Below are 22,493 nucleotides of genomic sequence, written 5' to 3' on the forward strand. Positions count from 1 at the left end.
AGCTTCGCGTCGCTGGCCGAGCTCGAAGCGACGCTGAGCAAGCGTTGCTGCGAGCTCGGCGAGCAGACCGAAATCATCCGAAGTACCACCTGCTTCCGGTGGTGGCCCACGGACGCAAATGCGTCAACTGTATAGCCGGATCTGGTATGAGAGATTCGAAGCATTCAGGACACCGCGCTCATTCGCGCCGAACGAGAACGGGCCGCGCCTCCGTCGGGAAGCGCGGCCCGTCCATCTTTGCCGAATCCGTGACCGTCAGCCGGCGGCGACGGGCTCGGGGGCGACGGCGCGGTTCAGGCGGTTGCGCAGCTCGTCCTCCTCGATCCCCAGCATCGTGGCGGCGCGGCCGTGGTCGCCGTCCACGAAGGAGAAGGTCTTGAGCACCAGCGTGCGCTCGGCCTGCTCCAGGCTGGTGCCCACGGGCAGGCGCACCTCGCGGTCGTCGCTGGTGATCAGCTCGTGCGCGCGCAGGTCGCCCAGCGTCACCTGGTCGGTGCGCGCCAGGATCACCGCGCGCTCGATGGCGTTCTTCAGCTCGCGGACGTTCCCCGGCCAGCGGTAGGTGTTGATGAACTCCAGCGCCTCGGCCGCGAACCCCTTGAGCGGCTTCTGGTTCTCCTCGGCGAAGCGGCGGAGGAAGTGCTCGGCCAGGATGCGCACGTCGCCGCGGCGCTCGCGCAGCGGCGGCAGCTGCAGCGGGATGACGGCCAGGCGGTGGTAGAGGTCGTCGCGCAGGTCGCCGTCCTCCAGCGCCTTCTGGATGTTCTTGTTGGTGGCGGAGACCACGCGGATGTCCACGTGGATCTCCTTCTTGCCGCCCAGGCGGCGGAAGGAGCGCTGCTCCAGCGCGCGCAGCAGCTTGACCTGGATGTCGGGCTCCATCTCGGCCACCTCGTCCAGGAAGAGCGTGCCGCCGTCGGCCAGCTCGAAGCACCCGGGCTTTTCGTTGATGGCCCCGGTGAAGGCGCCCTTCTCGTGCCCGAACAGCTCGTTCTCCAGGATCTCGCGGGGAAACGCGGCGCAGTTGATGGCGATGAACGGCCCCTTGGCGCGCCCGCTCTTGTCGTGGATGGCCCGCGCGACCAGCTCCTTCCCCGTGCCGCTCTCGCCCACGATGAAGATGCTGGCGGCGCTGGGGGCGGCGGCCTCGACCATCGAGTAGATCTCGCGCATCTCCTCGCTCTGGCCGATCAGGTCGCCGAAGCGGGTGAGGTTCTTGAGCTTCTCCTCGAGCTGCTTGTTGGCCTGCTTGACCCGGTACGCCTCGAGCGCCTTGGGCAGGAGCGCCTTCAGCCGCTCCACGTTCAGCGGCTTCTCCAGGTAGTCGTACGCGCCCTGCCGCATGGCCTGCACGGCCGTGTCGACCGAAGCCGAGCCGGTGATGATGATCATCTCCGAGGGCACGCCGGCCTCGCGCATCTTGCGGAACAGCTCCAGCCCGTCGAGCTCGGGCATGCGCAGGTCGGCCAGCACCACGCCGTAGCCGCCCTGGCTCACCATCTCCCACGCCTTCTTTCCGTCGGTGGCCGTGTCGACCTCGAAGCCGTCGTCGGCCAGGAGCATCTGCAGACCATCAACGATGTGGCGCTCATCGTCCGCCACGAGGATCTTTTCTGCCATTGCGGGCCGTGCTTCAGCTGGGTGGTTTGTGACTGAGACGTGTAGTATACCCGCCGCCGCCGCAAAGGGTCAACCCGTTGCGGCGGAAGCATCTGCGCGGCGCGTGGAGCGCCGCGCGACCGTCATTCTACGCCCGCGCGAGCGGAAGCGCGAACACCAGCGCCGGCGCGCCCTCGGCCTCGCCGGCGTCGACCCGCCCGCCCACCGATTCGGCCAGCGTCCGCGCGGCGGCCAGCCGCGTGGCGGCGGCGTCGCCGTTCAGCGCGGCCACCACGGAGCCGCTGTCGGCCAGCGCCAGCCGGCTCTCGCCGCCCTCCTCGGCCACGGTGATGCGCAGCGTGGCGCCGCGCTGCATCCGGTCGATCACCTCCAGCACCAGGTTCAGGATCACCTGGCGGCTGGGCTCGCGGGGGACGAACACGCGGGCCATCCCCCCCCGCGGGCGGTAGTCCACCTGGATGTCGCCATGGCGCGCCTCGAGGAGGATCAGCTCCATCACCTCCTCGGTGAGCTCGTTCAGCGTGGTGTTCTCGGCCCCGCGCCCGGGGCGCGACAGGCGCAGGAGGAGCTCGATGCGGCGGTTCACCCGCTCCAACTCGCCCGCCAGCACGCCGATGTAGCGCTGCACCTCGTCGGCGCTGTCGGCGCGCGCCACGCGCCGCTTGAGCACCTCCAGGTTGATGACCATGGAGTGCAGCGGGTTCTTGATCTCGTGGGCCAGGTCGTCGGCCAGCCGCTCCAGCAGGTCGAGCTTGTTGGCGCGCAGCGTGGCCGGGTCCGCGGCGGTGCCGGGGTCCTGGGTCTGCGCGGGGGCGTCGGCCGGGTGGAGGCTGGGGGTTTCGGTGATCACGGATCTCGGGTGTACGGCGCCCCGTGGCCGCGCACCCGTGAGGGTGCCCGACCGGCCGGACGTCGTCGTCAGCTCGTCTCAGGAGTTTCCCGCCGCCAACAAACGCCCGTTCACATCAGAATCGGGCTTTCCTGCCTGTCTAGCACAAACCGTTCCCACGGAACCCGCGTTTCCCGCGCCGGAGCAAACGGTCTCTGGTGGCGCCGCTACACTGCTTTCCCAGCTGCCCCCTGCGACCAGCTGAAGGACCTGGGGGGTTGCGCATCCGCCGGGCGAAGCGAATTCTATTCGCACCCCGCCAAGAAGTGCGCTTAGAATACATTTCATACCATTAACTTGCTCTGAAATTAGTTCTAGAGCACGTGCTCGCCAATGGCCGTATGAATCCTGAAGCGAGGATCAATGGGCGTAACGAACATCTGGCACGTGCTCAACCTCCGCTCCATGCCGTTCTTCCAGGACGCGCTGGAGCCGGGCACGGGAGTCCGCTATCCGCTGTCGCTGTTCGTGGGCCGCCGGCGCGAAGCGCGGACCGTGCTCAGCGAGATCGGCGGATCGCCGCACAGCCGCACGGCGGTGCAGGGTGCGCCCGGCGTCGGGAAAACCACGCTGGTGAACTACGTGAAGGCGGAGCTGACCGCCGACGCCTACATCGCGGACGCGAACCCGATCAGCGTGGTGAGCGCCGCGACCGCCGAACACCTCCTCCTGTCGATCCTCACCTCGGTTCACGATGCCCTCGTGGCTCGCGACGAGACGCTGGCGTATCTCGAGCCCATGCGGAAGGTGAGGCAGCTCCTCGGCATCGAGCGGTCCCGCACCTTCAACCTGAACCTCGGGTTTGCGCACATCGGCACCGCCGGCGCCGGAACCGGGCAGCAGCGCCATACGGGGCCGGGGGCGCTCACCGTGCAGCCGCAGCGGCTCCTGCGGGAGCTCAGGGACGTCGCGACGGATCGGCTCCAGACGCCGGGCGTGCTCATCCACCTGAACAACCTCGAGAACGCATCCGAAGCGGACCAGGCGAAAGCGGCGCAGATCATCCGCGACCTGCGCGACACCGGCCTGATGTTCGACGGGTTCCACTTCCTCCTGGTGGGCACCGACGACGCGATCCGGACCGTGGTGGCCGCGCAGGAGCAGCTCCGCAGCGTGTTCTACAACCCCGGCGCGCTGCTCCCCCTCACTCCGGCGGAAGTGGACGAGCTCCTCGCCGCCCGCTACGAGCATCTCCGCGTGGACCCGGACCGGCCCTGGCTCCCGCCGGTGGAGACGGAGGCGGTGCACGAGCTGTACGGCCTCTTCAGGGGCAACCTGCGGGGTACGCTCCACGCGCTGAACCAGGCGGCCAAGGAGCTGGTGGGGCACGGGAACCGGCCGACCGACCCGATGACGGCGAAGGAGATGCGGCCCGTGCTCGCCGGGGTCTACGCCCAGAAGATGGCCGCCGACCTCACGCCCGCCGAGCTGTCGTTCGTGGACCGCATGCTGCGCGGCGGCGTGCACTCCGCGGTCACCCAGGCACAGGTGGCGAAGGCGCTCGATACGAGCCAGAAGACCGTGTCGGAGATGTTCGGCGCGCTGCGGCGGAAGGGCTACATGATGGAGTCGGACGCACCCCGCGTCGCGCGGGGACCCGGCCGCCCCGCCCTGAGCTACGAGCTCACCGCCCCGGCCCGGATCGCGTTCGGCGAGTTCGCGGCCTAGGACGGAGGCGAGACGCCTGGTGAAAAACGGCACCGGCACGCATGCGTTGCGTGCCGGTGCCGTCGCGTCTCGCTGAAGAGCTGCCGATCGGCAGTGCCTCGCCCGCTCAGTCCGACAGGTCCCAGTCGTCGGCGGCGGCCTTCATGCGCATGGCGGCGGGGCCGCTGCGGCGGAACTCGGGGAGCGGCACGATGCGCTTCACCATCTCCTGCGTGTCGTTCACGCGCAGCTGGCGGAAGAGGAAGGCGAAGGTCTCGCGCAGCACGCCGCGGATCTTCTCGCGGTCGCCCTCGGGGAGCTCCCACAGCTCGCGCTTGAACGCGCCCAGCGCCTTCTTGCGCGCCTTGTAGATGAACTGCTCCTCGGTGTCGCCCGACTTGCGCTCGTCCTGGAAGTTCTGGCGGCAGTGCTCGTACATCCGCTCGCGCAGCTCGGCGGGGACGGCGTCGTAGACCAGGTTCTGGAAGTTGGTGGCCAGGTGGATCTCGGCCGTCTCCACCTCGGGGAACTTGCCGAACGCGCTCTGCGGCAGGGTGCTGGCGCCGTGCTGCACCGCGCCCGCCATCCCGTACTCGTCGCGGGCGATCCGAGACAGCGTGCGCAGCGTCTCGAAGTCGATGGCCACGTCGGCGATGCTCCCGTCGGCCAGCACCACGCCACCGTGCGTGGTCCCGCTCTGCACGCTGATCTTGCTCAGCCCGTCGATCTGCCCGCCCACCGTTTCCGCCAGCCGCGCCAGCTCGCGGTTGTAGCCGTCCATGTAGGCGCGCAGCTCCTCGGGGGTGCTGTTCTCCGTCCCCACCTCGCCGATCTCGCCGCCGATGGAGACGGTGATGCCGTCCGGCTGGTAGTGGCGCACGTACGCGGTCAGCTCGGCCGAGAGGCGGTAGTTCGTCGCCTGCTGCGCGTCGAGCCCCTCCTGCGACAGGTCGACCAGCGTGGACGTGTCGATGTCGATGTTGTAGAAGCCGGCGTGCAGCGCCTCCTTGATGAGGTCCTTGACCGCGCGGACCTCGGCGTGGGCGTCGGCCTTGTACTTCTTGGCGTTCACCTGGAAGTGGTCGCCCTGCACGAAGAGCGGGCCCGTCCATCCTTCCTTGATGGCCGCCGCCGTCATCACCGCCACGTACTCGTGCGGGCGCTGGTCGGTGTAGCCGATCTCGCTGCGGGCGATCTCGAGGATCATGGCGCCCACGTTCAGCTCGCGCGCGGCGGAGAAGAGCGCCCGCGCGCTGTCGAACGAGCTGGCGCGGATGTTCATCGCGGGAACGGTGAAGCCGTGCACCTCGCCGCGGCCGCGCGCCATGTACAGCTCGTGGATCGACGCGGGCGCCACGCCCACCGCGCGCCCGGCCTCGGCGATCAGCCAGCGGGCGGTGTCGCGCACGTCGGCGTCGGCCTCGAACACGGCGGCGTGCGCCAGCCGGTCGATGCCGCCCCGCCGCAGCGCGTCGGCGTCGACCAGCGAGAACGCGCCGTCGGCGACGCGCACGGAGCCGGCGACCTGCGCCAGCAGCGCCTGCACCGCCGCGCCGGAGAGGATGGCGAGGTCGTCGGCGGGAGTCGTGACGGTGGCCACGGGGATCTCCTTCGGTCTATGGATGAACGGAATTCGTCACTTGCGAATCTGCCGAGGATGCCTCGGGAGGGCGCCCAATCTGCACGCAATCGCCGTGCTGCGGCAAGTCGGGAAAGGGTCAATCACACGGAGGGAACGGAGGGAGCGGAGGAACTCATCTCATCTCCATCATCCCTCCGTTCCCTCTGCTTCCTCCGTGTGACTTCCATGGTCAGGGAGATCTGGTCTGGCGATTGCTTTCTCTGCCGCGTATGAGAATCGGGAGGATGGCGATGGGCGCCGCGGCGGCGGCCGGGGCGCTGGGGGCGTACGCGTTCCTCGTCGAGCCGCGCTGGCTGCAGGTGACGCGGACGAAGATCCACGCGCGCGATCTCCCGCCCGCGCTGGAGGGCTTCCGCATCGCGCTGCTGACGGACCTGCACGCGGGGGAGGGAACGCCGCTGTCGGTGGTCCGCCGCGCCTGCCGGATGGCGGTGGCCGAGCGGCCGGACCTGATCGCCGTGACGGGAGACTTCGCCGCGGACGACGCGCCCGGGTTCCGCGACGTGCTGTCGGCGCTGGCCTGCCTGGACGCGCCGCACGGGGTGTACGCCGTCCCCGGCAACCACGACCACATCGTGGGGATCGAGCGCTGGCACCAGGACGTGGGCGAGCACCCCGTGGTGCGCGACCTCACCAATCGCGCCGTCATCCTCGACGTGGGCGGCGCGCGGCTGTGCGTGGCGGGGGTGGACGACTACTCGATGGGCCAGCCGGACATGGGCGTGCTGCCGCCGCCGGACGAGCGCGACTTCACCCTGCTGCTGGCGCACGACCCCGACCAGGCGGAGCGCGCGCGCCGGGTTTGCGACGCGGTGGACCTGATCGTGAGCGGCCACACGCACGGCGGGCAGGTGCGACTCCCCTTCGTCGGCGCGCTGAGGAACTCGGCGGAACGCGAGGATCTGTACGAGCAGGGGCTGCGCCGGAGGCCGTGGACGCAGGTCTACACCTCGCGTGGGGTGGGCACGGTGCACCTGCCCGTGCGCTTCCTCTGCCGGCCCGAGGTGGCGGTGCTGGAGCTCACCGGCCGACCGCGCCCCGCGCGCCACTTCTGATCGGGAACACCTTTTGCTAGGCGGAAGGGTCCCAAACAGTTCCGGAGCGCCGTCGGACGGGACGACGCACCCGGCAGCCAAGGACCGGTTCCGTCCCCGCGGAGGCAGGCATGGCAAGACAGACTGGGATCGTGGAGTTCTTCAAGGACGACAAGGGGTACGGCTTCATCCGGCCGGATGGCGGCGGGAAGGACGTGTTCGTTCACCACTCCGTCATCCAGATGGAAGGCTTCAAGTCCCTGAAGCGTGGCGACCGGGTGGAGTTCGAGATCCAGGAGGATCCGAAGGGCCCCCGCGCCGCCGACGTCCGCCGGGTGGAGGACGACGGCAGCGGCGGCGCCAGCGAAGGTGACGACGTAGCCGCCTGAGCCGTCCACGGGCCCCGCAGCGGGCCCGGACCGGGATCGGCGCTGCCCCGAAGGGCCGGCGCCGATTCGGCGTTCATGCGCCCCTTTGCAGCAGGTTTGTAGAGATACAAGTTACCTGTCGTATATCCGCTGGTCGCGCTTATCGGCCGCAGTCTTCGCAGCACTAATCGCTTCGCACAGCTGTTCCATTCCACCTTCACCATAAAGCATGATACAGTGCCACTTCGCCAATTGCCTTGGGATCTCACATTCTTCCAACATTACAGGAATGACGAATATAGCACCGAAGGGTTGCCGGTCTGCAACTCGTAACGCCTTATGGATCTCCGTTTGTACAATTCCAACCTTTTCCGCACTTCTTCGGCTCAGACAAACTACAAAAGCGACAGAGGCTTCAATTGCCATTTCTATTTCCTCCCACCAGTCTTGACCACCGATTAGTTTCTTTTCATCCATCCATGGATCCAAATCACGCTCTGACAGAAATTTATAAATATCGCGAACCTGTTCCTTGTCTTCAATAGCATGACAGAGAAAAGCGTAGTGCCGTTCTCTAGTATGGGAAATACGAAGAGGAGCAGCACGCAGGTTTTCACCATTGTTAAGCCGAGCATCTCCAACGGATTCTATGAGGCCAGAAGCTAGATTGTTATTGACCGGGGATTCCTCGGGTGACTTAGTGTGTAGCTTAGCTTCCAAATCAGACTTCTTAACTGATAGCAGGGGTGCACGTCGAACGCGAACCATCAACCAAGGTACTAGGATTCGGCGTACAGTTTCTAGCAACTCCCTCCGCAGTTTCGTGTATGATTCCACCGCAGCTTGCGCGCGGCTTCGTTCTCTAATCAACTGTTCATTCAACTCTTCCAAGAAGCGCAATTGCTGTCCCAAGAGGTCTCCCCGCCCAAGGAAAGCCGCTGCTGCAATGAAAGTATTGAACGTATAAGCGATCACGGCACCTCGGATTAATGCACTCGCAGCCCAATAGGTAATTTTGATGTCAAACAACGCAAGAGTCACAGCAAACGATAGAACAACCACGAATAAGGTGGTGGGAAGGGCGAGCAAAAACAGCACGTTTCGAAGAACGCGATGACGTCGCGGGATTGTGAATTGCTCAGTGATAGCATTATAAGCAGCCCGATATGCCGGCTCGAAGGCTGTGTGGATATTGAGCTTCGCTGCTTTTACCACTTCAATTCCAGCCTCTATCTCCGCTAACTCGTTCTTTGCCTCCTTGCAGACCCGCTGCCGTAGACGTTCAGGAGTAATCCTCCTCCTATCGATTTCTGCAGCGAGAGTCTTTTGCAGCAATGCAAGGTTAATCAGCCGTGACAATGATGGAACCACCTCCGCCTGTGCACCACGACCGCTTAGTTCCACAACAGTTTTTTCCAACAGCGAGGGGGTGCTTCGGACGCTTTCACGTTCATTCCAGAGATCAACCAGAGCATTATTGTCTAATTCGTGCCAGTTATATGGAGGACGCCCAAGATGGCGCTCATTAAAATACAACACTGCGACCACCAAAGGCCATCCAAAGAAAAGGATTACTCCGAGTCCCAAATACAACAGCCCGTTGAGAAGCCGCTGCCCTGAAGTAAGCAAAAACGCGCCAATCCAACGTAAGATTCTCCGGGCCTTTGAAGGGCGAGGGTCGATTCGTCTGAGCATCAGCGGATCACAATCAGTCTTCGCCTGAGTAACGCCGAGGTAGCCTATTAGGCTATAAAATAGTCTGTCGTACCCTGTGTTCAAGTAGCTGATGTGGGGTAACCATGCTTTCTACGCCCAGTGGTATTCCGATTAGACACTGGGATAAAGCACGATCTTCCCGAACTGGCCGCCGGCCTCCATGCGCTCGTGCGCGGCGCGCGCTTCGTCCAGTGGCATCACCGTGTCGATGATGGGGTCGAAGGCGCCGGAGAAGGCGGCCTGGAGCATCGCCTCGAACTCCGCCTTCGAGGCCATGGTGGAGCCGAGGATGGACACCTGCTTCCAGAACACCGCCCGCAGGTCGATCTCCACCTTCGGCCCGGTCGTCGCTCCGTAGGTGACCAGGCGCCCGCCCTGCGCCAGCGAGCGCAGGCTCCCCTTCCACGTCGCCGCGCCCACGTTCTCCACCACCACGTCGACGCCGCGCTTGCCGGTGTCGGCGTGGACGGCGGCGGCCCAGTCCTGCTCCGCGCGGTCGTATACGAACGACGCGCCCAGCGCGCGCACCCGCTCCATGTTCTCCGCGCCGCTGGTGACGGCGAACACCCGCGCCCCCATCCCCACCGCGATCTGCACGGCGGCCACGGCGGTGCCGCCGGACGCGCCGAGAATCAGCACGTCCTCCGCCGGCTGCAGGCGCGCGCGGGAGTGGAGCGCGCGCCACGCGGTCATGTACGAGATCGGCAGCGCGGCCGCGGACGCGAACGAGTAGCCGTCCGGCAGGCGGTAGACGTGGTCGGCCGCGGCGGCCACGTACTCGGCGAACCCGCCGTTGGTGTGCTCGCCCAGGATGCGGAAGCCGACGCACATCGATTCCTGGCCGCGCCGGCACCACTTGCAGGTGCCGTCCCACAGCGACGGGTTGATCACCACGCGCTCGCCCACGCGCGCGGCGTCGACGCCCGCGCCCACCTCGGCAATCACCCCGGCGATGTCGGAGCCGCCGATGTGCGGCATGGTGGTGTCGATCGGCAGGCCGCGGCGGATCCACAGGTCCAGATGGTTCATCGCCGCGGCCTTCACCTGCACCAGCACCTCGCCGGGGCCGGGGCGCGGCGTGGGAACGTCTTCGATGCGGACCACCTCGGGGCCGCCGTGCTCGTGGAAGATGGCTGCGCGCATGACTGACGGTGCTGAGTGCTGAGTGCTGAGTGCTGAGTGCTGAGTGCTGAGTGCTGAGTGCTGAGTGCTGAGTGCTGAGTGCTGAGTGCTGAGTGCGAGGTGAAGGTAGCGGCCGCCGCCGCTCGCCGCCTCTCTCCGTCGATGACAATCGACGCAAGTCGAAAGATCTGTTGCAGTTACCTCTCCCAGCAGTTTGGGAGAGGTCGAAAAAAGGAGCAGGCGAGACGGCAGTGTTGTCTCGCCTGCTCCTTTTTTCGGGTGAGGGCCCAGCGCGCCGGAGCTACTTCCCCGCCATCGTGATGCTCCCCGTCATCGTGGGGTGATAGGCGCACTTGTAGGTGCCTGCCTTGCCCACCCGCACCACCGCGGACCCGTTCGCGGGGATGTTGCCGGTGTCCCACGACCGGTCGGCCGCGGTGGCGGTGTGCGGCACGGCGTCGTGGTTCAGGAAGAGCACCTCGTCGCCCTCGCGCACCGCCTCCGCCGCGGGGACGAAGAGGAAGTTGCGGATCACCACCGTGTGGCGCTCGGGCTGGTGCTCGCGCGCGCCGCACCCGGCGAGCGCCAGCAGCGCGGCCGCCACGAGCGCCGGGTGCGGGCGCGGCGTGCGCATCATCCCCCCGCCAGCTGCGTCTGCAGGTCCTTCGCCATCTGCAGGTGCGCGGCGACGGCCGGGCGTACCTGCTCCAGCAGCGCCTTCAGCTCCGCGTTCTGCGCGCTGGGGATCAGGGTGCTGTCGATGGCCTGCAGCACCGTCTCGTGGTACTCCACCTCGCTGTCGATGTAGGCGCGGTCGAACGCCGTCGGCGCCAGCTCGTTCAGCCGCTGCCGCGTCTGCTGGCCGCCCGCCGCCAGCTGCCGGCTGGTGTTGTTCTCCTCCGGCGTCAGGTTCAGACGCCCCGCCAGCGCCACCGCCTGCTGATTGACGCCGCCGTGGTCCGTCACCATCCGTTGCGCGAACTCCTTCACCTTCGGGTTCTGCCCCTTCTCGCGCGCCAGCTCGCCCGCGGCGCTGTCCGTGGCGTTCGCGGAGACGACGATCGCCGCGATCTGCGCGTCGCTCACGGTGGACGGCTGCACCCCCGGCGGCACGCCCGGGGCGGCCGGCGGCGGGGGCGGCGGGGCGACGGCGGTGGTGTCGGTGCCGCCGGTGTCGTTGCCGCCGCTCTTGGCGCACGCGGCGGCCAGCGCCACCAGCGCCGGCGCGGCAAGGGTCAGGGCGATCATCCGGGTGCTGCGGCTCATCTGCGTTTTGCCTCCGTCTGGCGTGGTGCTGCGTGGGAACGGCTGTGATACGGGACCAGCATGCCGGCCGGATCTCCCCTGCACCACGCCCGGCGTGCGTGGAGATGAAAGTAATCGCCCCTCCGAGTTTGTCAACAATACCCTTGACTTACTAGACAAGATCGGGAGATTGGATTAGACTTGAAGGTGGAAAGGAGGGTGATTTGCAGCCGAACCGGTGGAACGAACGGCTCCTGGGGAGCACGCGCGGCCGCGTGATCACGCTGCTGCGGCGGCGCGAGCGCACGGTCAACGAGCTGGCCGACGAGCTCGGGCTGACCGACAACGCCGTGCGCACGCACCTGGCCGCGCTCGAGCGCGACGGCCTGGTGGCGCTCGTGGGCGTGCGCCGGGCGATCGGCAAGCCGGCGCACGTGTTCGCGCTGACGCCCGACGCGGATTCGCTCTTCCCCCGCGCGTACGGCGTGGTGCTGCGCACGCTGCTCGACGCGCTGCGCCGCTCGCTGCCATCCGAGCAGGTGGACGCGCTGATCGCAGAGGTCGGGCGGATGCTCGCCGCGCCCTTCCCGCGCGCGGACGGCGGGCTCGCGGATCGCGCGGAAGCGGCGGTCGCGGCGCTGTCCGCGCTCGGCGGCGTGGCCGAGGCGCGGGTGGACGGCGCGCTGGCCACCATCCGCGGCTTCGGCTGCCCCCTGCGCGAGGCGGTGGACGACCATCCCGAGGTCTGCCGCATCGCCGCCGCGCTGCTCAGCGAGATCGTGGGCCGCGAGGTCACCGAATGCTGCGACCGCGGCGAGGCCCCGAGCTGCCGCTTCACCTTCGCGGCCTGAAGTCTTCAAGAAAAGGACGAAAAGACTTGGTCTCACGCAGAGTTAGCAGAGTCAGCAGAGAGAACAGCCGCAGCCAGCCGCAGTTCTCTGCTAACTCTGCTAACTCTGCGCCTGCGTGAGACCAGATCTTTTTCTGAATCTGGTACTACCGCAGGTCAGTCGCGGTAGAGCCGATACCGCTCCTGCGTCTGGCGCCACGCCCGCAGCTCGTCGTCCCAGCGGCGCTGGATGGTGCGGGGATCGTCGCCGCGCTGGAAGGCGGCCATCGCCCACTTCGATCCCAGCATCTGCGTCATCCCGGGCGGGTCCTCGATCTTGAACTGCTGCGGGTGCAGGCGCTTGATCTCGGTCAGCAGCGCCAGCGTGGTGAACGGGGCGTCGAAGCGCTCGCGGTCCGTCACCGTCAGCCGGACCATGTGGTGCGGCTGCGAGCCCTGCGGCGTCACCGTCACCGAGTCCAGCCGCACGCCGGCGAGGTCGTACTTCCGCACCGCGGCCAGGACGGCGCCCGCGTTCATCCACGGCGCGCCCAGGTAGCTGAACGGCGCGTCCGTCCCCCGCCCCACGGCCAGGTTCGTCGCCTCCGCCAGCACCAGCCCGCTGTACTTCAGCGCCGCGTCCAGCGAGCGGATGTTGGGCGACGGGTTGATCCATGGCAGCCCCGTGCGGTCGAACCACTCGTCGCCCTCCCAGCCGTCCGCGCGGATCACGTGCAGGTCGGCGCCCACGCGGAAGCGGTCGTTCACGTAGCGCGCGACCTCGCCCACCGTCATCCCGTGGCGCAGGGGGACGGGATAGAGCCCGGTGATCGCTTGGCCGATGTGCTCCGTCCTGATCTCCATCGCCATCATCGGCCCCTGCGCCCTGGCGGTGATGGGGTTCGGCCGGTCGAGCACGACGAAGGGGATCCGCTGCGCCGCCGCGGCCTCCATCGCCAGCGCCATCGTCCACACGAAGGTGTACGGCCGCGCGCCGATGTCCTGGATGTCGAAGAGCAGCACGTCGATCCCCCGCAGCATCTCGGGCGTGGGCTTCTGCGTGCGCCCGTAGAGCGAGAAGACGGGGATGCCCGTGGCGCTGTCGACCTGGTTCTCCACCCGTGCGCCGCCCTCGTACGTCCCCCGCACCCCGTGCTCGGGGCCGAACAGCGCGACGAGACGGATGCCCGGCGTCCGCGCGAGGAGATCGACCGCGTGCTGCCCGCGCGAGGTGACGGCGGTCTGGTTGGTGATGAGCCCCACGCGCTTCCCCCGTACCAGCGCGAGCGAGTCGCGCACCAGCACCTCGAGTCCGGGAAGGACGGGGGACGCGGCGGTCCGCGCGGATCCCGCGGCCGGCGCGGGCGCGGGGAGGCTGTCGGCGCCGGCGTCGCGCTGCGGCGGCCCCGCGCTGCGGCACGCGACGGCGACGGTGACGGCGAGGGCCGCGAACAGGCGGTGGGCGTGTTGGCGTTGCATCTGTTCCGCGATAAGTTGGGCGCCCGTCCGCGGCGTCCGGCGCCGCGGCGGCTGGCACGTTCCACGCAGGTGCCGGGGCCGCCGGCCCATGGCACGTCACGGAGCGGGCGGCGCTGCGAAACGCGGGCCACGCGCGGGCCGCGACGATTCCACGGGCCGGGGCACACGGGGAGAGGGTCGGCTTGAGCGAGACGTACCGTCCGGCGCGGCCGGACGAGCTCGAAGAGGTGGCGCGGCTGGAGGCGCACTCGTTTCCCGCGCCGGGGCGCGGCCACCGCTGGTGGATGGAGTTCCTGCGCAACGGGCCGCACGGCGGCCTGGAGGCGCTGTGGGTGGCGGAGGAGAGCGGCCGGCTGGTGGGCGCCTGCCAGCTGCTGTGGCTGCGCCAGTGGATCGCCGGCGCGGCGCTGCCGGTGATGGGGCTGGCCGGCGTCGCCATCTCGCCCACGCACCGCCGGCGCGGGCTGGCGCAGCGGATGCTGACGGCGGGGTTCGAGCACGCCCGCGAGCGCGGCGACGTGGCCTCGGCGCTCTTCCCGTTCCGCGCCTCGTTCTACGAGGACCTGGGATACGGGCTGGCCGGCGAGGCGCACCAGTACCAGCTCCCCCCCGCACTGCTGCCCGACGACAAGACGGAGCGGCTGAAGGTGCGGCTGGTGGACACGCCCGACGACCTGGTGGCGATGAAGGCCGTCTACGCCGAGGCCGCGCGCCTCCTGCAGACCGGGCAGCTGGACCGCAGCGACCGGAGCTGGCGGGGATCGTGGGGCGACGACGAGCAGGCGGCGGTGGTCTACTGGAACGACGACGGGGTTCCGGAGGGATACTGCATCGTCCGCTACCGCGCCGACCTGCCGCTGGACCGTCGCTACCTGGAGGTGGAGGAGCGCGCCTGGCTGAGCATCGCGGCGCAGCGGGGGATCTACGGGTGGCTGAGCACGCTGGGCGACCAGTGGCGCGAGATCGCCTACCGCGCGCACCCCGAGGAGGGGTTCGGGGACCGGATCAAGGAGCCGCGGCTCCCCCTGCTGCAGGCGCCCAGCTGGCGGCTCTGGTTCCCCTCGGCGACGCTGGTGCGCGGGCCGATGTTCCGCGTGCTGGACGTGAAGGACGCGCTGGAGGCGCGCGTGCTGGCCAGCGAGGCGGAGCTGACGCTGAAGCTGGAGGTGGAGGACGCGCACATCCCCGAGAACCGCGGGCCGTGGCGCGTGCGCATGGAGGGCGGGGCGATGCGGGTGGAGCGCTGGATCTCCGGCCGGTGCGACGCGGAACTGGCCATGCCGGTGCAGACGCTGTCGCGGATCTACATCGGCGCCATCGCGCCGTGGCAGGCGCTGTCGGGCGGGCTGGCCACGCTGAACGGCGCCGACATCGTGAAGATGCTGGACCGCGCGTTCGAGGTGCCGAAGCCGTGGACGTTCGACCGGTTCTGAAGTGCTGAGTGCTGAGTGCGGGATCCGTGGTTCAGCCTCGCGCAGTTTGCGAGGCTTCCCAGGGTTGTAGCTGCGGCTTCAGCCGCCCGTGACGATGGCGGCCGCGCGCAGCCGCCCAGATCCTGCAGTGGGAAGCAGTTCCGTAGGTGGTCACCGACGTGGGGAACCGGATGGGAGGAGCGACGATGCGGAGATCCGGCGGGACCTGGGCGGCGCTGGCGGCACTGGCGCTCACCGCGTGCGGAGGCGGCGGAGACGCGAACCGCCCGCAGGGGGGCGACGAGGCGCCGCCCCCGGGCAACTACAACACCTTCGGCGGCGGGCCCGTCGGCGGCACGCTGGTCGTCCTCAGCGAGGGCGACGCCGACAACCTCAACCCGCTGACCTACGACAGCAACCCGGCCTATCAGCTCGTCCACCTGATGTTCCGGGCGCTCGGCCGGCGCGACAGCACGCTCAGCAACTACACCCCCGACTTCCTCGAGCGCTGGGAGCAGCGGGATCCGACGACGGTCGTCCTGCACGTCCGCCCCGGCATCAAGTGGCACGACGGCGTGCCCACCAGCGCGGCGGACGTGGTCTACACCATCCAGATGCAGAAGGACTCCACCGTCGCCTCCACCCGCCAGCAGGACGTGGAGGCGGTGACGTCCGTCCGCGCGCTGGACAGCATGACGGTGGAGGTGAAGCTGGCCAAGAGCGGGCCGTCCACCTTCAACTCGCTCCTCGAGGTCGTCCCCGTCCCCAGGCACCTGCTGGACAGCATCCCGCCGGACCGGATGCGCTTCGCGTCGTTCAACACGCGGCCGGTGGGGAACGGGCTGTTCACCTTCGTGCGCTGGAACAAGGGGCAGGAGGTGGTGGTCGACGCCAACCGCTCCGCGCCGCAGCGGCCGTCACTCGACCGCATCATCGTGCGCGTCGTTCCCGAGCCCAGCGCGCGGCTGACGGCGCTGATCAACGGCGAGGGCGACCTGGACAAGGTCACCGCCGACCAGCGCCAGCGGCTGCAGAGCGCGCCGAACGTGCGCCTGGCCAGCGCCGCCCGCGTGCGCCCCGGGTGGATCGTGTGGAACCAGGACAAGGCGCCGGGGAACGATTCCATCGTCCGCCGCGCCTTCCTGATGTCCATCAACCGCCAGCAGCTGGCCCAGGCGATGTTCGGGCCCGACGGCGAGCCGGCGCTCTCGCCCATCCCCGCCAAGCTGCGCGAGCACAGCGCCGACGTGCGGCCGATCCCGTACAACGTCGCGCAGGCGGGGCAGCTGCTGCAGCAGGCCGGCTGGGTCGACGGCAACGGCGACGGCGTGAGGGAGAAGAACGGGCAGCCGCTGCGGCTGGAGATCGAGTACAGCTCGGCCGACCCGGTGCGCTCGGACATGCTGGTCGCGATGCAGGCAATGGCCAAGCAGGCGGGGATCGCGCTCGTCCCCCGCGCGTACGAGCGCACCACCTGGGTGGAGCGGCTGCGCCAGCGCCAGTTCGTGGGCTCGTTCTGGGGATGGGGATGGGGACCGGGGGTGATGGGGCCCAACGCGCGCGTGGTCTGGCACTCGGCCAGCATCCCGCCGGGCGGGGCCAACTTCGCCGGGTACCGCAACCCCAGGCTCGACGTGCTGATCGACTCGGTGATCGTGGAGGCCGACACCACGCGCTACCACGCCATGTGGCGGCAGATCGAGCAGACGGTGATCGACGACGCCGTCTACGCGCCGATCTTCTTCGACCCCGAGTACTACGGCGTGAGCTCGCGCTTCCGCGGCGTGAAGTTCCGCGGCCCGGAGTGGTGGGAAGACGTGATCTACTGGTGGATCCCGCCCAACCTGCTCACCGCCCGCGACCGCCAGACCGGGCAGCCGGCGCGCTGAACTGCAGAGATGAGAAGATCCGCCGCCCGCCTGGCATCCAGGCGGGCGGCGGATTCTTGTGTATTGCCAAGGAGGAAACAGCAAGCCTCACGCAGAGTCAGCAGGGTCAGCAGAGAACAACAGCTGTTTAACTGCTGACCCTGCTGACTCTGCGTGAGATCATTCTGTTTTCCGGATCTGGGCATGCACTGTGGCTTACCGCCCCGTCAGCCCGCTGGACGGCGTACGGTCGCGGCGGTCGCGCGGGGCGCGGGCGCTGCCGAAGCGCAAGTACAGCTGCGGCGGGCCGTCCTGCACCCCGAACCGCCGCTCCACCACCACCTCGAGCGTCGACAGGTCCACGTTCCACTTGTCGCGGAACACGCGGAAGCCGAGCCCGGCCGACACCGCCGGCGCCCCTCCCCACCGCGAATCGCCCTCGAAGCTGCCCGACAGGTACATTCCCGCCGTGGCCACCAGGTACGGCTCCGCGCGAGACTCCCTGCCGATCCCCACGAACTGCCCCGGGAACGCGCGCGCGAGCGTCAGCCGCGGCCCGGTCGCCACGCCCTCGACCACCTCGCGGGTGCCGGGGCTCACGCCGCCGCCCAGCTCCAGCCGCGGCATCCACTCGCCGCGGCCGCCCAGCGCCAGCATCCGCCCCCACGACACCATGATCTCGCGCCCGCGCTCGGGGTCGCCGGTCAGCTGCAGCGCGATGTTGACGGTGGAGTAGCGCGGCGCGGGCTCGTACTCGCCGACCGCGCGCTGGCCGTGCGCGGCGGCGGGGATCGCGAGCAGGAGGGAGAGGATGGATGCGCGGCGGAGATGCATCGTTTCCGGGCTGCGTCCGCGGGCGTTCGGGCGTGGGCTCGGCGGTGGGTGCCGCCGAGCGCGTTCTACACGCGCCGGCGGCGAAAGATCACTCCTCCGGAACGTCCCAGAAGCGATGGAGCTGACACGGCTGCTCGCCGCCCATCTCCTCGTCCTCCGGCGTCGTCTCCACGCGCACGGCCGGCTTCGGCGCGGCATCGCCCCGCTCGTCCTTCGACGCGTCTGGTGCGTCGGCGGGCGACGAAGCGCGAGTTTCTCGATCGTCCTGCATCTCCAACCCTCGATTCCGTAAGCGATGGTGGGTGATGCAGGAAAATACGCGCCAAAGGCCGGGATGATGACACGCGAAAGGGCCCGGCACCCTCCGCCGGACCCTCGGATTCGCGTCTCCGGGTGATGCGCTACGCGTTGCCGGTTGCGATCGGAGCCGGCGCGGCCCGTTTCGGGCACCGCGGAGACGAGTAGCGCAGCAGGTCCTGGATCACCGGGTCGCCGGGGACGAGCGCCTGGTAGGCGCGGCTCACGTCGAGTGGGTGCGCGTTGAAGAGCGTCCGGCGAAGCTGGGTCACCGTCTGCCGCCCCTGCTCGTCGTAGCGCACCACGAACATGTTCCCCCTCGACAGCGCGAACCGCCGGCCGCCGATGTGCACGCGTTTGCGCAGTGGGTCGTAGTCCGACGCGAAGGTGCGCTGCACGGTCTTCCGCCCGCCCGAGAACAGCTCCCACTCGTTCGTCAGCGCATACGCCACGTCGCCGACGGTCGACACGCGCTCGACGTTGCGGACCGAATCCGCGGGGAAGATGACGAGCACGTGGTACGCCGCCGCGTTGGGAGGATCCGACGGCCTGTCGGCGTGATGCCCGATGACGCTGAGCATGCGCGCGGGCTTGCCGCCATACTCCATGTTCGACGTGCCGTCGGGCACCACCGCGCCGTTCATCCGCATCAAGGCACTTTGCGCGTGCGGCGCGGCAATCCGCCCGAACACCAGGAGCGACACCGCCAGCACGATCAGCGCGGGCACCTTCGACCTGTTCATCAGCACCTCCCTGCGGGGTGGCGGAACGTTGGACGCATCTCCATACGTCGGCACGCGTTGCGCCGTTTCATCGGCACGCCGCTACGCGCGCCCCGCGGGCGTGGGCCGGCGCGCGCATGCGATCGCCGGCTGGGCGACGTGCGCGATCACCGGATCGGAGGGGACGAGCTGCTGGAAGGCGCGGAGGGCGCAGCGCGGGCTGATCGCGGTGAGCGTGCCCGCAAGCTGGCGGACGGCCAGGTGCCCCTGCTCGTCGAACCGCGCCACGAACAGGTTGCCGTGCGAGAGCGCGTACGACCGCTCCTCGATCCATACCCGCTGCGTCACCGCGTCGTACTTCGACGTGAGGGGGCGGTTCACGCCGTGCGGTCCCCTCCACGCCTGCACCTGGTAGACGGCGGTGTGCGTCAGCTCGTTGCCACCCGACGACGTGAGCACGTCCGACACCGAGTCGGCTCCGGGAAACACCAGCATCACGTGGTACGCCGCCAGGTTCGCCTGGCCAGACAGCCTGCTCCCCGCGCGGACGCCCTCGACGGTGAGCAGCCGCACCGGCTCGCCCTGGAAGAACGCCGTCCCCGAGCCGACCGGCACCACCGCGCCGTGCATCCGCATCCACTGCATCCGCAGCTGCGTCCGCAGCGGATCGCGCGCGCACCACACGGCGAACAGCAGCCCTGCCCCGATCACGAGCGCCGCCTTGGTCGACGCCTTCATCCGCACCTCCGAGTGGGTGGAGAACGACCGGACGCACGGACTACGACAGCACACCTCGCGCCGTTTCATCCCGGAAAGATGAACCGGCGATCTTCGAGATGTAGCGCGGTGATTCGGAGATCGAGGGGATCGCGGGGAGATGCGGAGGAGTGGAGATGGGACACGCGTGGGACTGCGGCGGTGGAGGACGCGCCCCGGTCCCGGGGACGGCATCCGAAGCGATGCGGAGGTCGCGGCGTATCCCGGGGGCGGATGGTCGGACTGTTTCGGACTCCGCTCCCGCAAAATGCGAGAGAGCGCACCCAAGTCGATGCGGATCAATGTGTTAAGTCGCTGCAATAGCGCGACATTGATCCGGTGTGCATAATGCCCGCGCGGACGGCGTGAACACGGCTCCACGCCTGCAACATCGTCCTCTCCGCAGGACGGTCAAGAATCTCCTAAGTCGTGGTTGTTGACAGGGATCGCTCAATGGAGTTACACTGGAAATCCCCCACACCGTAGTACTCCACGCCACACGTAGTGCATGCTCATGGCCTTCCCTGCCATCCTCCTGGTGGCGGCGTCCCTGTACGCCGTGCCGGGAACCGACTCGATGCGTTCGCCCGCTCCGGGGGGTGTGGGGCGCAGCGCGTCGCACGCGCTGACACCCGCCAACGAGGTGGGGATGAGCGCGACCGCCCTGATCCACGCCGAGGACGAGGTGTGGGAGGAGATGCAGCGCGGCGCCTTCCCGGGCGCGGCGCTGGCCATCGGCCGCGGAGGCAAGGTGGTGATGGAAGACGGCTTCGGCCGCCTGGGCCGCGGCGTGCTGGGCGACGAGGTCGACCCCGACCGCTCGGTGTACGACCTGGCCTCGCTGACCAAGGTGGTGGGCACCACCACGGCGGTGATGCTGCTGGTGGAGGACGGGAAGATGCGGCTGGACGACCCGGTCGCCACCTACCTCCCCGAGTTCTCGGGCTACGGCCGCGAGCGCGTGACCGTCCGCCACCTCCTCACCCACACCTCCGGGCTCCCGGACGGCATCGACGTTCCCGACGGGCTGACGCCGGTGCAGGCGCTGCGCTACGTGCTCGGCACCCCGCTGCGCTCCAGCCCCGGGATGCGGGTGGACTACTCGGACCTGGGCTTCGTGATCCTGTACGCCGCGGCCGAGCGCGCCGCCGGCGAGCCGCTGTACCGCTTCCTGGACCGCCGCGTGTTCGGCCCGCTGCGGATGCGCTCGACCACCTACTGGCCGGGCGAGGGGTGCATTCGCTGCGCGCCCACGTCGCGCGACATGGGCGACGCCTTCCGCGGCCACGTGCACGACCCCATCGCCCGGCGCCTGGGCGGGATCGCGGGGAACGCGGGGCTGTTCAGCACGGCGCACGACCTGGCGCGCTTCGCGGCGATGCTGGCGAACGGGGGCGAGCTGGACGGCGTGCGGGTGCTGCAGCGGAGCACCATCCGCACGTTCACGCAGCGGCAGCCCGGCACCGGCACCCGCGCGCTGGGGTGGGACACGCCCGGCCGCCCGGGGACGAACATGTTCGGCAACCGCGTTTCCGACCGCTCGTTCGGCCACACCGGCTATACGGGGACGTCGATCTGGATCGATCCCGACCTGGGGACCTGGGTGGTGCTGCTGACCAACCGCACCTACGACACCGAGGGGAACAACCGGATGCAGGCGCTCCGCCGCACGGTCGCCGATCACGTCGTCGCGGCGGCGGAGTACGGGCGGATGGCGGCGTCCGGCGGCGGGAACTGAGTTCTCCGCGACCAGACATCGCGTCCCTCCGCGCAGGCATCGGCGCGGAGGGACGCTCTCTTTTGCCTCACGCGGAGACGCGGAGGCGCGGAGAACTCAGCGTCGCCTCTGTTCTCCGCGGCTCCGCGTCTCCGCGTGAGGTCCACCCGGCTATGATCGCGCGCGGAGGAGGCGCGTGAGCGTGCGGTCCAGCGCCGCGGCGAAGGCCTGCTTGTCGCGGTCGCCGTAGGGGCGCGCGCCGCCGGTCTCCACGCCGGCGCCGCGCAGGCCGTCCATGAAGTCGCGCACGGCCAGCCGCTCGCCGACGTTCTCGGCGCTGTACTCCTCGCCGCGCGGGTCCAGCACCTTCACGCCCTTCTCCACCAGCGCGGCGGCCAGCGGGATATCGGCCGTCACCGCCAGGTCGCCGGGCGCGGCGTGCTCGGCGATGTGGCGGTCGGCCACGTCGGGCCCGCCCTCCACCCGCACCGCGCTGACGAACGGGTTCCCCGGCGGCGGCGCCAGCCGCTGGTTGGCCACCAGCACCGCCTCCACCTGCAGCCGCCTGGCCGCGCGGAAGACGATCTCCTTCACGTCGCGCGGCGCCGCGTCCGCGTCGATCCACAGCTTCATTGTTGCTCGAGGCGGAAATGCGCAGGCGGGTCAGGAGAGATCCAGGATCAGTTTGAGACCGGCATCCACCGCAGCCATCAGCCGCTCTGGGAGGCGGCCGATCCGGACGCCGAGGAACTCACGATCAACTGTGACGAGCTGCGACACGTTGATCACGGAGTCCTTCCGCAGACCGGCTGTCCTTGCGGGGACAAAGACGTTCCCCGGGACATCCGCGAGGCGGAGGCTACTCGTGAGTACGGCTCCGAGAACCGTCGCGATGTTGCTCCGATTGAAGGGGTCGGATTGGATGATGACGATCGGGCGTCGGTATCCCGGTTCGGAGCCACGTGGCTCCTCGAGGTCGGCCCACCAGACCTCTCCACGGTGAATCTCCATCGCCGCTGTTACCACTCTTCGCGGAGTAGCGTCCGCCGCTGCGCCCGTCGCATCGCGGGGTCGAGTGCGCTCGGCTCGGATGCATACACCTCGTTGATCCGCGCGGTTATGTCCTCAGCGATGTGCCTTGAAAGGTACTCGGCTACAGCGTTGGCGTAGAGTTCGCTTCGGCTCATACCGAGACGACCGGCGAGGGCATCGGCCGCGGAGAAGAGTTCGTCGGGAACGGAGATAGCGGTTTTCATGAGTGAAGTATAACTGAGTTATACCGCTGGTTCAATCTGC

The 22,493-nt window shown here is 68.8% G+C and carries 22 protein-coding genes; 7 read left to right on the forward strand and 15 right to left on the reverse strand.

Annotated elements, in window-relative coordinates; translation table 11 throughout:
- Positions 1-255 precede the first annotated feature (255 nt).
- Complete coding sequence (locus tag VF092_23825; protein HEX6750343.1) at positions 256-1,620, reverse strand: sigma-54 dependent transcriptional regulator; 1,365 nt, start codon at positions 1,618-1,620, stop codon at positions 256-258.
- Between the two features lie 127 nt (positions 1,621-1,747).
- A complete protein-coding gene (locus VF092_23830; GenBank protein ID HEX6750344.1) occupies positions 1,748-2,470 on the reverse strand; it encodes a histidine kinase dimerization/phospho-acceptor domain-containing protein in 723 nt (240 codons plus the stop codon).
- Between the two features lie 402 nt (positions 2,471-2,872).
- On the opposite strand from VF092_23830, the gene VF092_23835 reads away from it, so the two are divergent.
- Positions 2,873-4,177 carry an ATP-binding protein gene (locus VF092_23835; GenBank protein HEX6750345.1) on the forward strand — a complete coding sequence of 435 codons (1,305 nt, stop codon included), beginning with the start codon at positions 2,873-2,875 and terminating at the stop codon, positions 4,175-4,177.
- Positions 4,178-4,283: 106 nt separating this feature from the next.
- On the opposite strand, the gene VF092_23840 is transcribed toward VF092_23835, so the two are convergent.
- The gene (locus VF092_23840) at positions 4,284-5,756 is read right to left on the reverse strand and encodes a class II fructose-bisphosphate aldolase (protein ID HEX6750346.1); all 1,473 of its coding nucleotides are present in this window, start codon (positions 5,754-5,756) and stop codon (positions 4,284-4,286) included.
- A gap of 272 nt (positions 5,757-6,028) precedes the next feature.
- On the opposite strand from VF092_23840, the gene VF092_23845 reads away from it, so the two are divergent.
- Both VF092_23845 and VF092_23850 read left to right on the forward strand, forming a co-directional pair.
- Positions 6,029-6,853 (forward strand): metallophosphoesterase, encoded by an 825-nt coding sequence (locus tag VF092_23845; GenBank protein ID HEX6750347.1) that lies wholly within the window; start codon positions 6,029-6,031, stop codon positions 6,851-6,853.
- Positions 6,854-6,963: 110 nt separating this feature from the next.
- Positions 6,964-7,221 carry a cold shock domain-containing protein gene (locus VF092_23850; protein ID HEX6750348.1) on the forward strand — a complete coding sequence of 86 codons (258 nt, stop codon included), beginning with the start codon at positions 6,964-6,966 and terminating at the stop codon, positions 7,219-7,221.
- Between the two features lie 111 nt (positions 7,222-7,332).
- On the opposite strand, the gene VF092_23855 is transcribed toward VF092_23850, so the two are convergent.
- The 4 genes from VF092_23855 to VF092_23870 all read right to left on the reverse strand — a co-directional run bounded on the left by VF092_23855 (position 7,333) and on the right by VF092_23870 (position 11,304).
- Entirely contained in the window at positions 7,333-8,895 is a 1,563-nt protein-coding gene (locus VF092_23855; protein ID HEX6750349.1) for a toll/interleukin-1 receptor domain-containing protein, read from the reverse strand.
- A 132-nt stretch (positions 8,896-9,027) separates the two neighbouring features.
- Entirely contained in the window at positions 9,028-10,059 is a 1,032-nt protein-coding gene (locus VF092_23860; GenBank protein HEX6750350.1) for a zinc-binding dehydrogenase, read from the reverse strand.
- 280 nt (positions 10,060-10,339) lie between these two features.
- Positions 10,340-10,675 (reverse strand): hypothetical protein, encoded by a 336-nt coding sequence (locus tag VF092_23865; GenBank protein HEX6750351.1) that lies wholly within the window; start codon positions 10,673-10,675, stop codon positions 10,340-10,342.
- Positions 10,672-11,304 (reverse strand): DUF4142 domain-containing protein, encoded by a 633-nt coding sequence (locus tag VF092_23870; protein ID HEX6750352.1) that lies wholly within the window; start codon positions 11,302-11,304, stop codon positions 10,672-10,674. The genes VF092_23865 and VF092_23870 overlap by 4 nt, the downstream gene beginning before the upstream one ends.
- 203 nt (positions 11,305-11,507) lie before the next feature.
- Here VF092_23870 and VF092_23875 point away from each other — a divergent pair, with 203 nt between their 5' ends.
- The gene (locus VF092_23875; GenBank protein ID HEX6750353.1) at positions 11,508-12,134 is read left to right on the forward strand and encodes an ArsR family transcriptional regulator; all 627 of its coding nucleotides are present in this window, start codon (positions 11,508-11,510) and stop codon (positions 12,132-12,134) included.
- Positions 12,135-12,289: 155 nt separating this feature from the next.
- Here VF092_23875 and VF092_23880 read toward each other — a convergent pair whose 3' ends face one another.
- On the reverse strand, positions 12,290-13,591 hold the full coding sequence (locus VF092_23880; protein ID HEX6750354.1) for a DUF1343 domain-containing protein: 1,302 nt from the start codon (positions 13,589-13,591) through the stop codon (positions 12,290-12,292).
- Positions 13,592-13,773: 182 nt separating this feature from the next.
- Here VF092_23880 and VF092_23885 point away from each other — a divergent pair, with 182 nt between their 5' ends.
- The gene (locus VF092_23885; GenBank protein ID HEX6750355.1) at positions 13,774-15,024 is read left to right on the forward strand and encodes a GNAT family N-acetyltransferase; all 1,251 of its coding nucleotides are present in this window, start codon (positions 13,774-13,776) and stop codon (positions 15,022-15,024) included.
- A gap of 185 nt (positions 15,025-15,209) precedes the next feature.
- Positions 15,210-16,892 (forward strand): ABC transporter substrate-binding protein, encoded by a 1,683-nt coding sequence (locus VF092_23890; protein ID HEX6750356.1) that lies wholly within the window; start codon positions 15,210-15,212, stop codon positions 16,890-16,892.
- A gap of 195 nt (positions 16,893-17,087) precedes the next feature.
- Here VF092_23890 and VF092_23895 read toward each other — a convergent pair whose 3' ends face one another.
- From VF092_23895 to VF092_23910, 4 genes are all read right to left on the reverse strand, one after another.
- Positions 17,088-17,705, reverse strand: a complete 618-nt coding sequence (locus VF092_23895) for a hypothetical protein (protein HEX6750357.1) — start codon at positions 17,703-17,705, stop codon at positions 17,088-17,090.
- A gap of 88 nt (positions 17,706-17,793) precedes the next feature.
- Positions 17,794-17,976 (reverse strand): hypothetical protein, encoded by a 183-nt coding sequence (locus VF092_23900; GenBank protein HEX6750358.1) that lies wholly within the window; start codon positions 17,974-17,976, stop codon positions 17,794-17,796.
- A 130-nt stretch (positions 17,977-18,106) separates the two neighbouring features.
- Positions 18,107-18,745, reverse strand: coding sequence for a hypothetical protein (locus VF092_23905; protein ID HEX6750359.1), 639 nt, complete (start codon positions 18,743-18,745; stop codon positions 18,107-18,109).
- 81 nt (positions 18,746-18,826) lie between these two features.
- Positions 18,827-19,462, reverse strand: a complete 636-nt coding sequence (locus VF092_23910; protein HEX6750360.1) for a hypothetical protein — start codon at positions 19,460-19,462, stop codon at positions 18,827-18,829.
- Between the two features lie 667 nt (positions 19,463-20,129).
- On the opposite strand from VF092_23910, the gene VF092_23915 reads away from it, so the two are divergent.
- Positions 20,130-21,218: a serine hydrolase domain-containing protein gene (locus VF092_23915; protein HEX6750361.1), complete on the forward strand. Its 1,089-nt coding sequence runs from the start codon at positions 20,130-20,132 to the stop codon at positions 21,216-21,218.
- Positions 21,219-21,368: 150 nt separating this feature from the next.
- On the opposite strand, the gene VF092_23920 is transcribed toward VF092_23915, so the two are convergent.
- From VF092_23920 to VF092_23930, 3 genes are read right to left on the reverse strand one after another with little or no spacing between them, the layout of a single operon-like run.
- Positions 21,369-21,830: a YaiI/YqxD family protein gene (locus VF092_23920; protein HEX6750362.1), complete on the reverse strand. Its 462-nt coding sequence runs from the start codon at positions 21,828-21,830 to the stop codon at positions 21,369-21,371.
- 30 nt (positions 21,831-21,860) lie between these two features.
- A complete protein-coding gene (locus VF092_23925; protein HEX6750363.1) occupies positions 21,861-22,208 on the reverse strand; it encodes a type II toxin-antitoxin system PemK/MazF family toxin in 348 nt (115 codons plus the stop codon).
- 8 nt (positions 22,209-22,216) lie between these two features.
- Entirely contained in the window at positions 22,217-22,453 is a 237-nt protein-coding gene (locus VF092_23930) for a hypothetical protein (protein HEX6750364.1), read from the reverse strand.
- Between the last annotated feature and the right edge of the window lie 40 nt (positions 22,454-22,493).

This window comes from Longimicrobium sp. (genome assembly GCA_036377595.1).
Taxonomy (GTDB): Bacteria; Gemmatimonadota; Gemmatimonadetes; order Longimicrobiales; family Longimicrobiaceae; genus Longimicrobium.

Excerpts from the sequence above, each read along its gene's own strand:
- VF092_23895 (HEX6750357.1), bottom strand. The coding sequence starts at position 17,705 with ATGCATCTCCGCCGCGCATCCATCCTCTCCCTCCTGCTCGCGATCCCC.
- VF092_23855 (HEX6750349.1), bottom strand. The coding sequence starts at position 8,895 with ATGCTCAGACGAATCGACCCTCGCCCTTCAAAGGCCCGGAGAATCTTA.
- VF092_23900 (HEX6750358.1), bottom strand. The coding sequence starts at position 17,976 with ATGCAGGACGATCGAGAAACTCGCGCTTCGTCGCCCGCCGACGCACCA.
- VF092_23845 (HEX6750347.1), top strand. The coding sequence starts at position 6,029 with ATGGGCGCCGCGGCGGCGGCCGGGGCGCTGGGGGCGTACGCGTTCCTC.
- VF092_23915 (HEX6750361.1), top strand. The coding sequence starts at position 20,130 with ATGAGCGCGACCGCCCTGATCCACGCCGAGGACGAGGTGTGGGAGGAG.
- VF092_23920 (HEX6750362.1), bottom strand. The coding sequence starts at position 21,830 with ATGAAGCTGTGGATCGACGCGGACGCGGCGCCGCGCGACGTGAAGGAG.
- VF092_23890 (HEX6750356.1), top strand. The coding sequence starts at position 15,210 with ATGCGGAGATCCGGCGGGACCTGGGCGGCGCTGGCGGCACTGGCGCTC.
- VF092_23850 (HEX6750348.1), top strand. The coding sequence starts at position 6,964 with ATGGCAAGACAGACTGGGATCGTGGAGTTCTTCAAGGACGACAAGGGG.
- VF092_23930 (HEX6750364.1), bottom strand. The coding sequence starts at position 22,453 with ATGAAAACCGCTATCTCCGTTCCCGACGAACTCTTCTCCGCGGCCGAT.
- VF092_23860 (HEX6750350.1), bottom strand. The coding sequence starts at position 10,059 with ATGCGCGCAGCCATCTTCCACGAGCACGGCGGCCCCGAGGTGGTCCGC.
- VF092_23865 (HEX6750351.1), bottom strand. The coding sequence starts at position 10,675 with ATGATGCGCACGCCGCGCCCGCACCCGGCGCTCGTGGCGGCCGCGCTG.
- VF092_23870 (HEX6750352.1), bottom strand. The coding sequence starts at position 11,304 with ATGAGCCGCAGCACCCGGATGATCGCCCTGACCCTTGCCGCGCCGGCG.
- VF092_23905 (HEX6750359.1), bottom strand. The coding sequence starts at position 18,745 with ATGAACAGGTCGAAGGTGCCCGCGCTGATCGTGCTGGCGGTGTCGCTC.
- VF092_23835 (HEX6750345.1), top strand. The coding sequence starts at position 2,873 with ATGGGCGTAACGAACATCTGGCACGTGCTCAACCTCCGCTCCATGCCG.
- VF092_23880 (HEX6750354.1), bottom strand. The coding sequence starts at position 13,591 with ATGCAACGCCAACACGCCCACCGCCTGTTCGCGGCCCTCGCCGTCACC.
- VF092_23925 (HEX6750363.1), bottom strand. The coding sequence starts at position 22,208 with ATGGAGATTCACCGTGGAGAGGTCTGGTGGGCCGACCTCGAGGAGCCA.
- VF092_23910 (HEX6750360.1), bottom strand. The coding sequence starts at position 19,462 with ATGAAGGCGTCGACCAAGGCGGCGCTCGTGATCGGGGCAGGGCTGCTG.
- VF092_23825 (HEX6750343.1), bottom strand. The coding sequence starts at position 1,620 with ATGGCAGAAAAGATCCTCGTGGCGGACGATGAGCGCCACATCGTTGAT.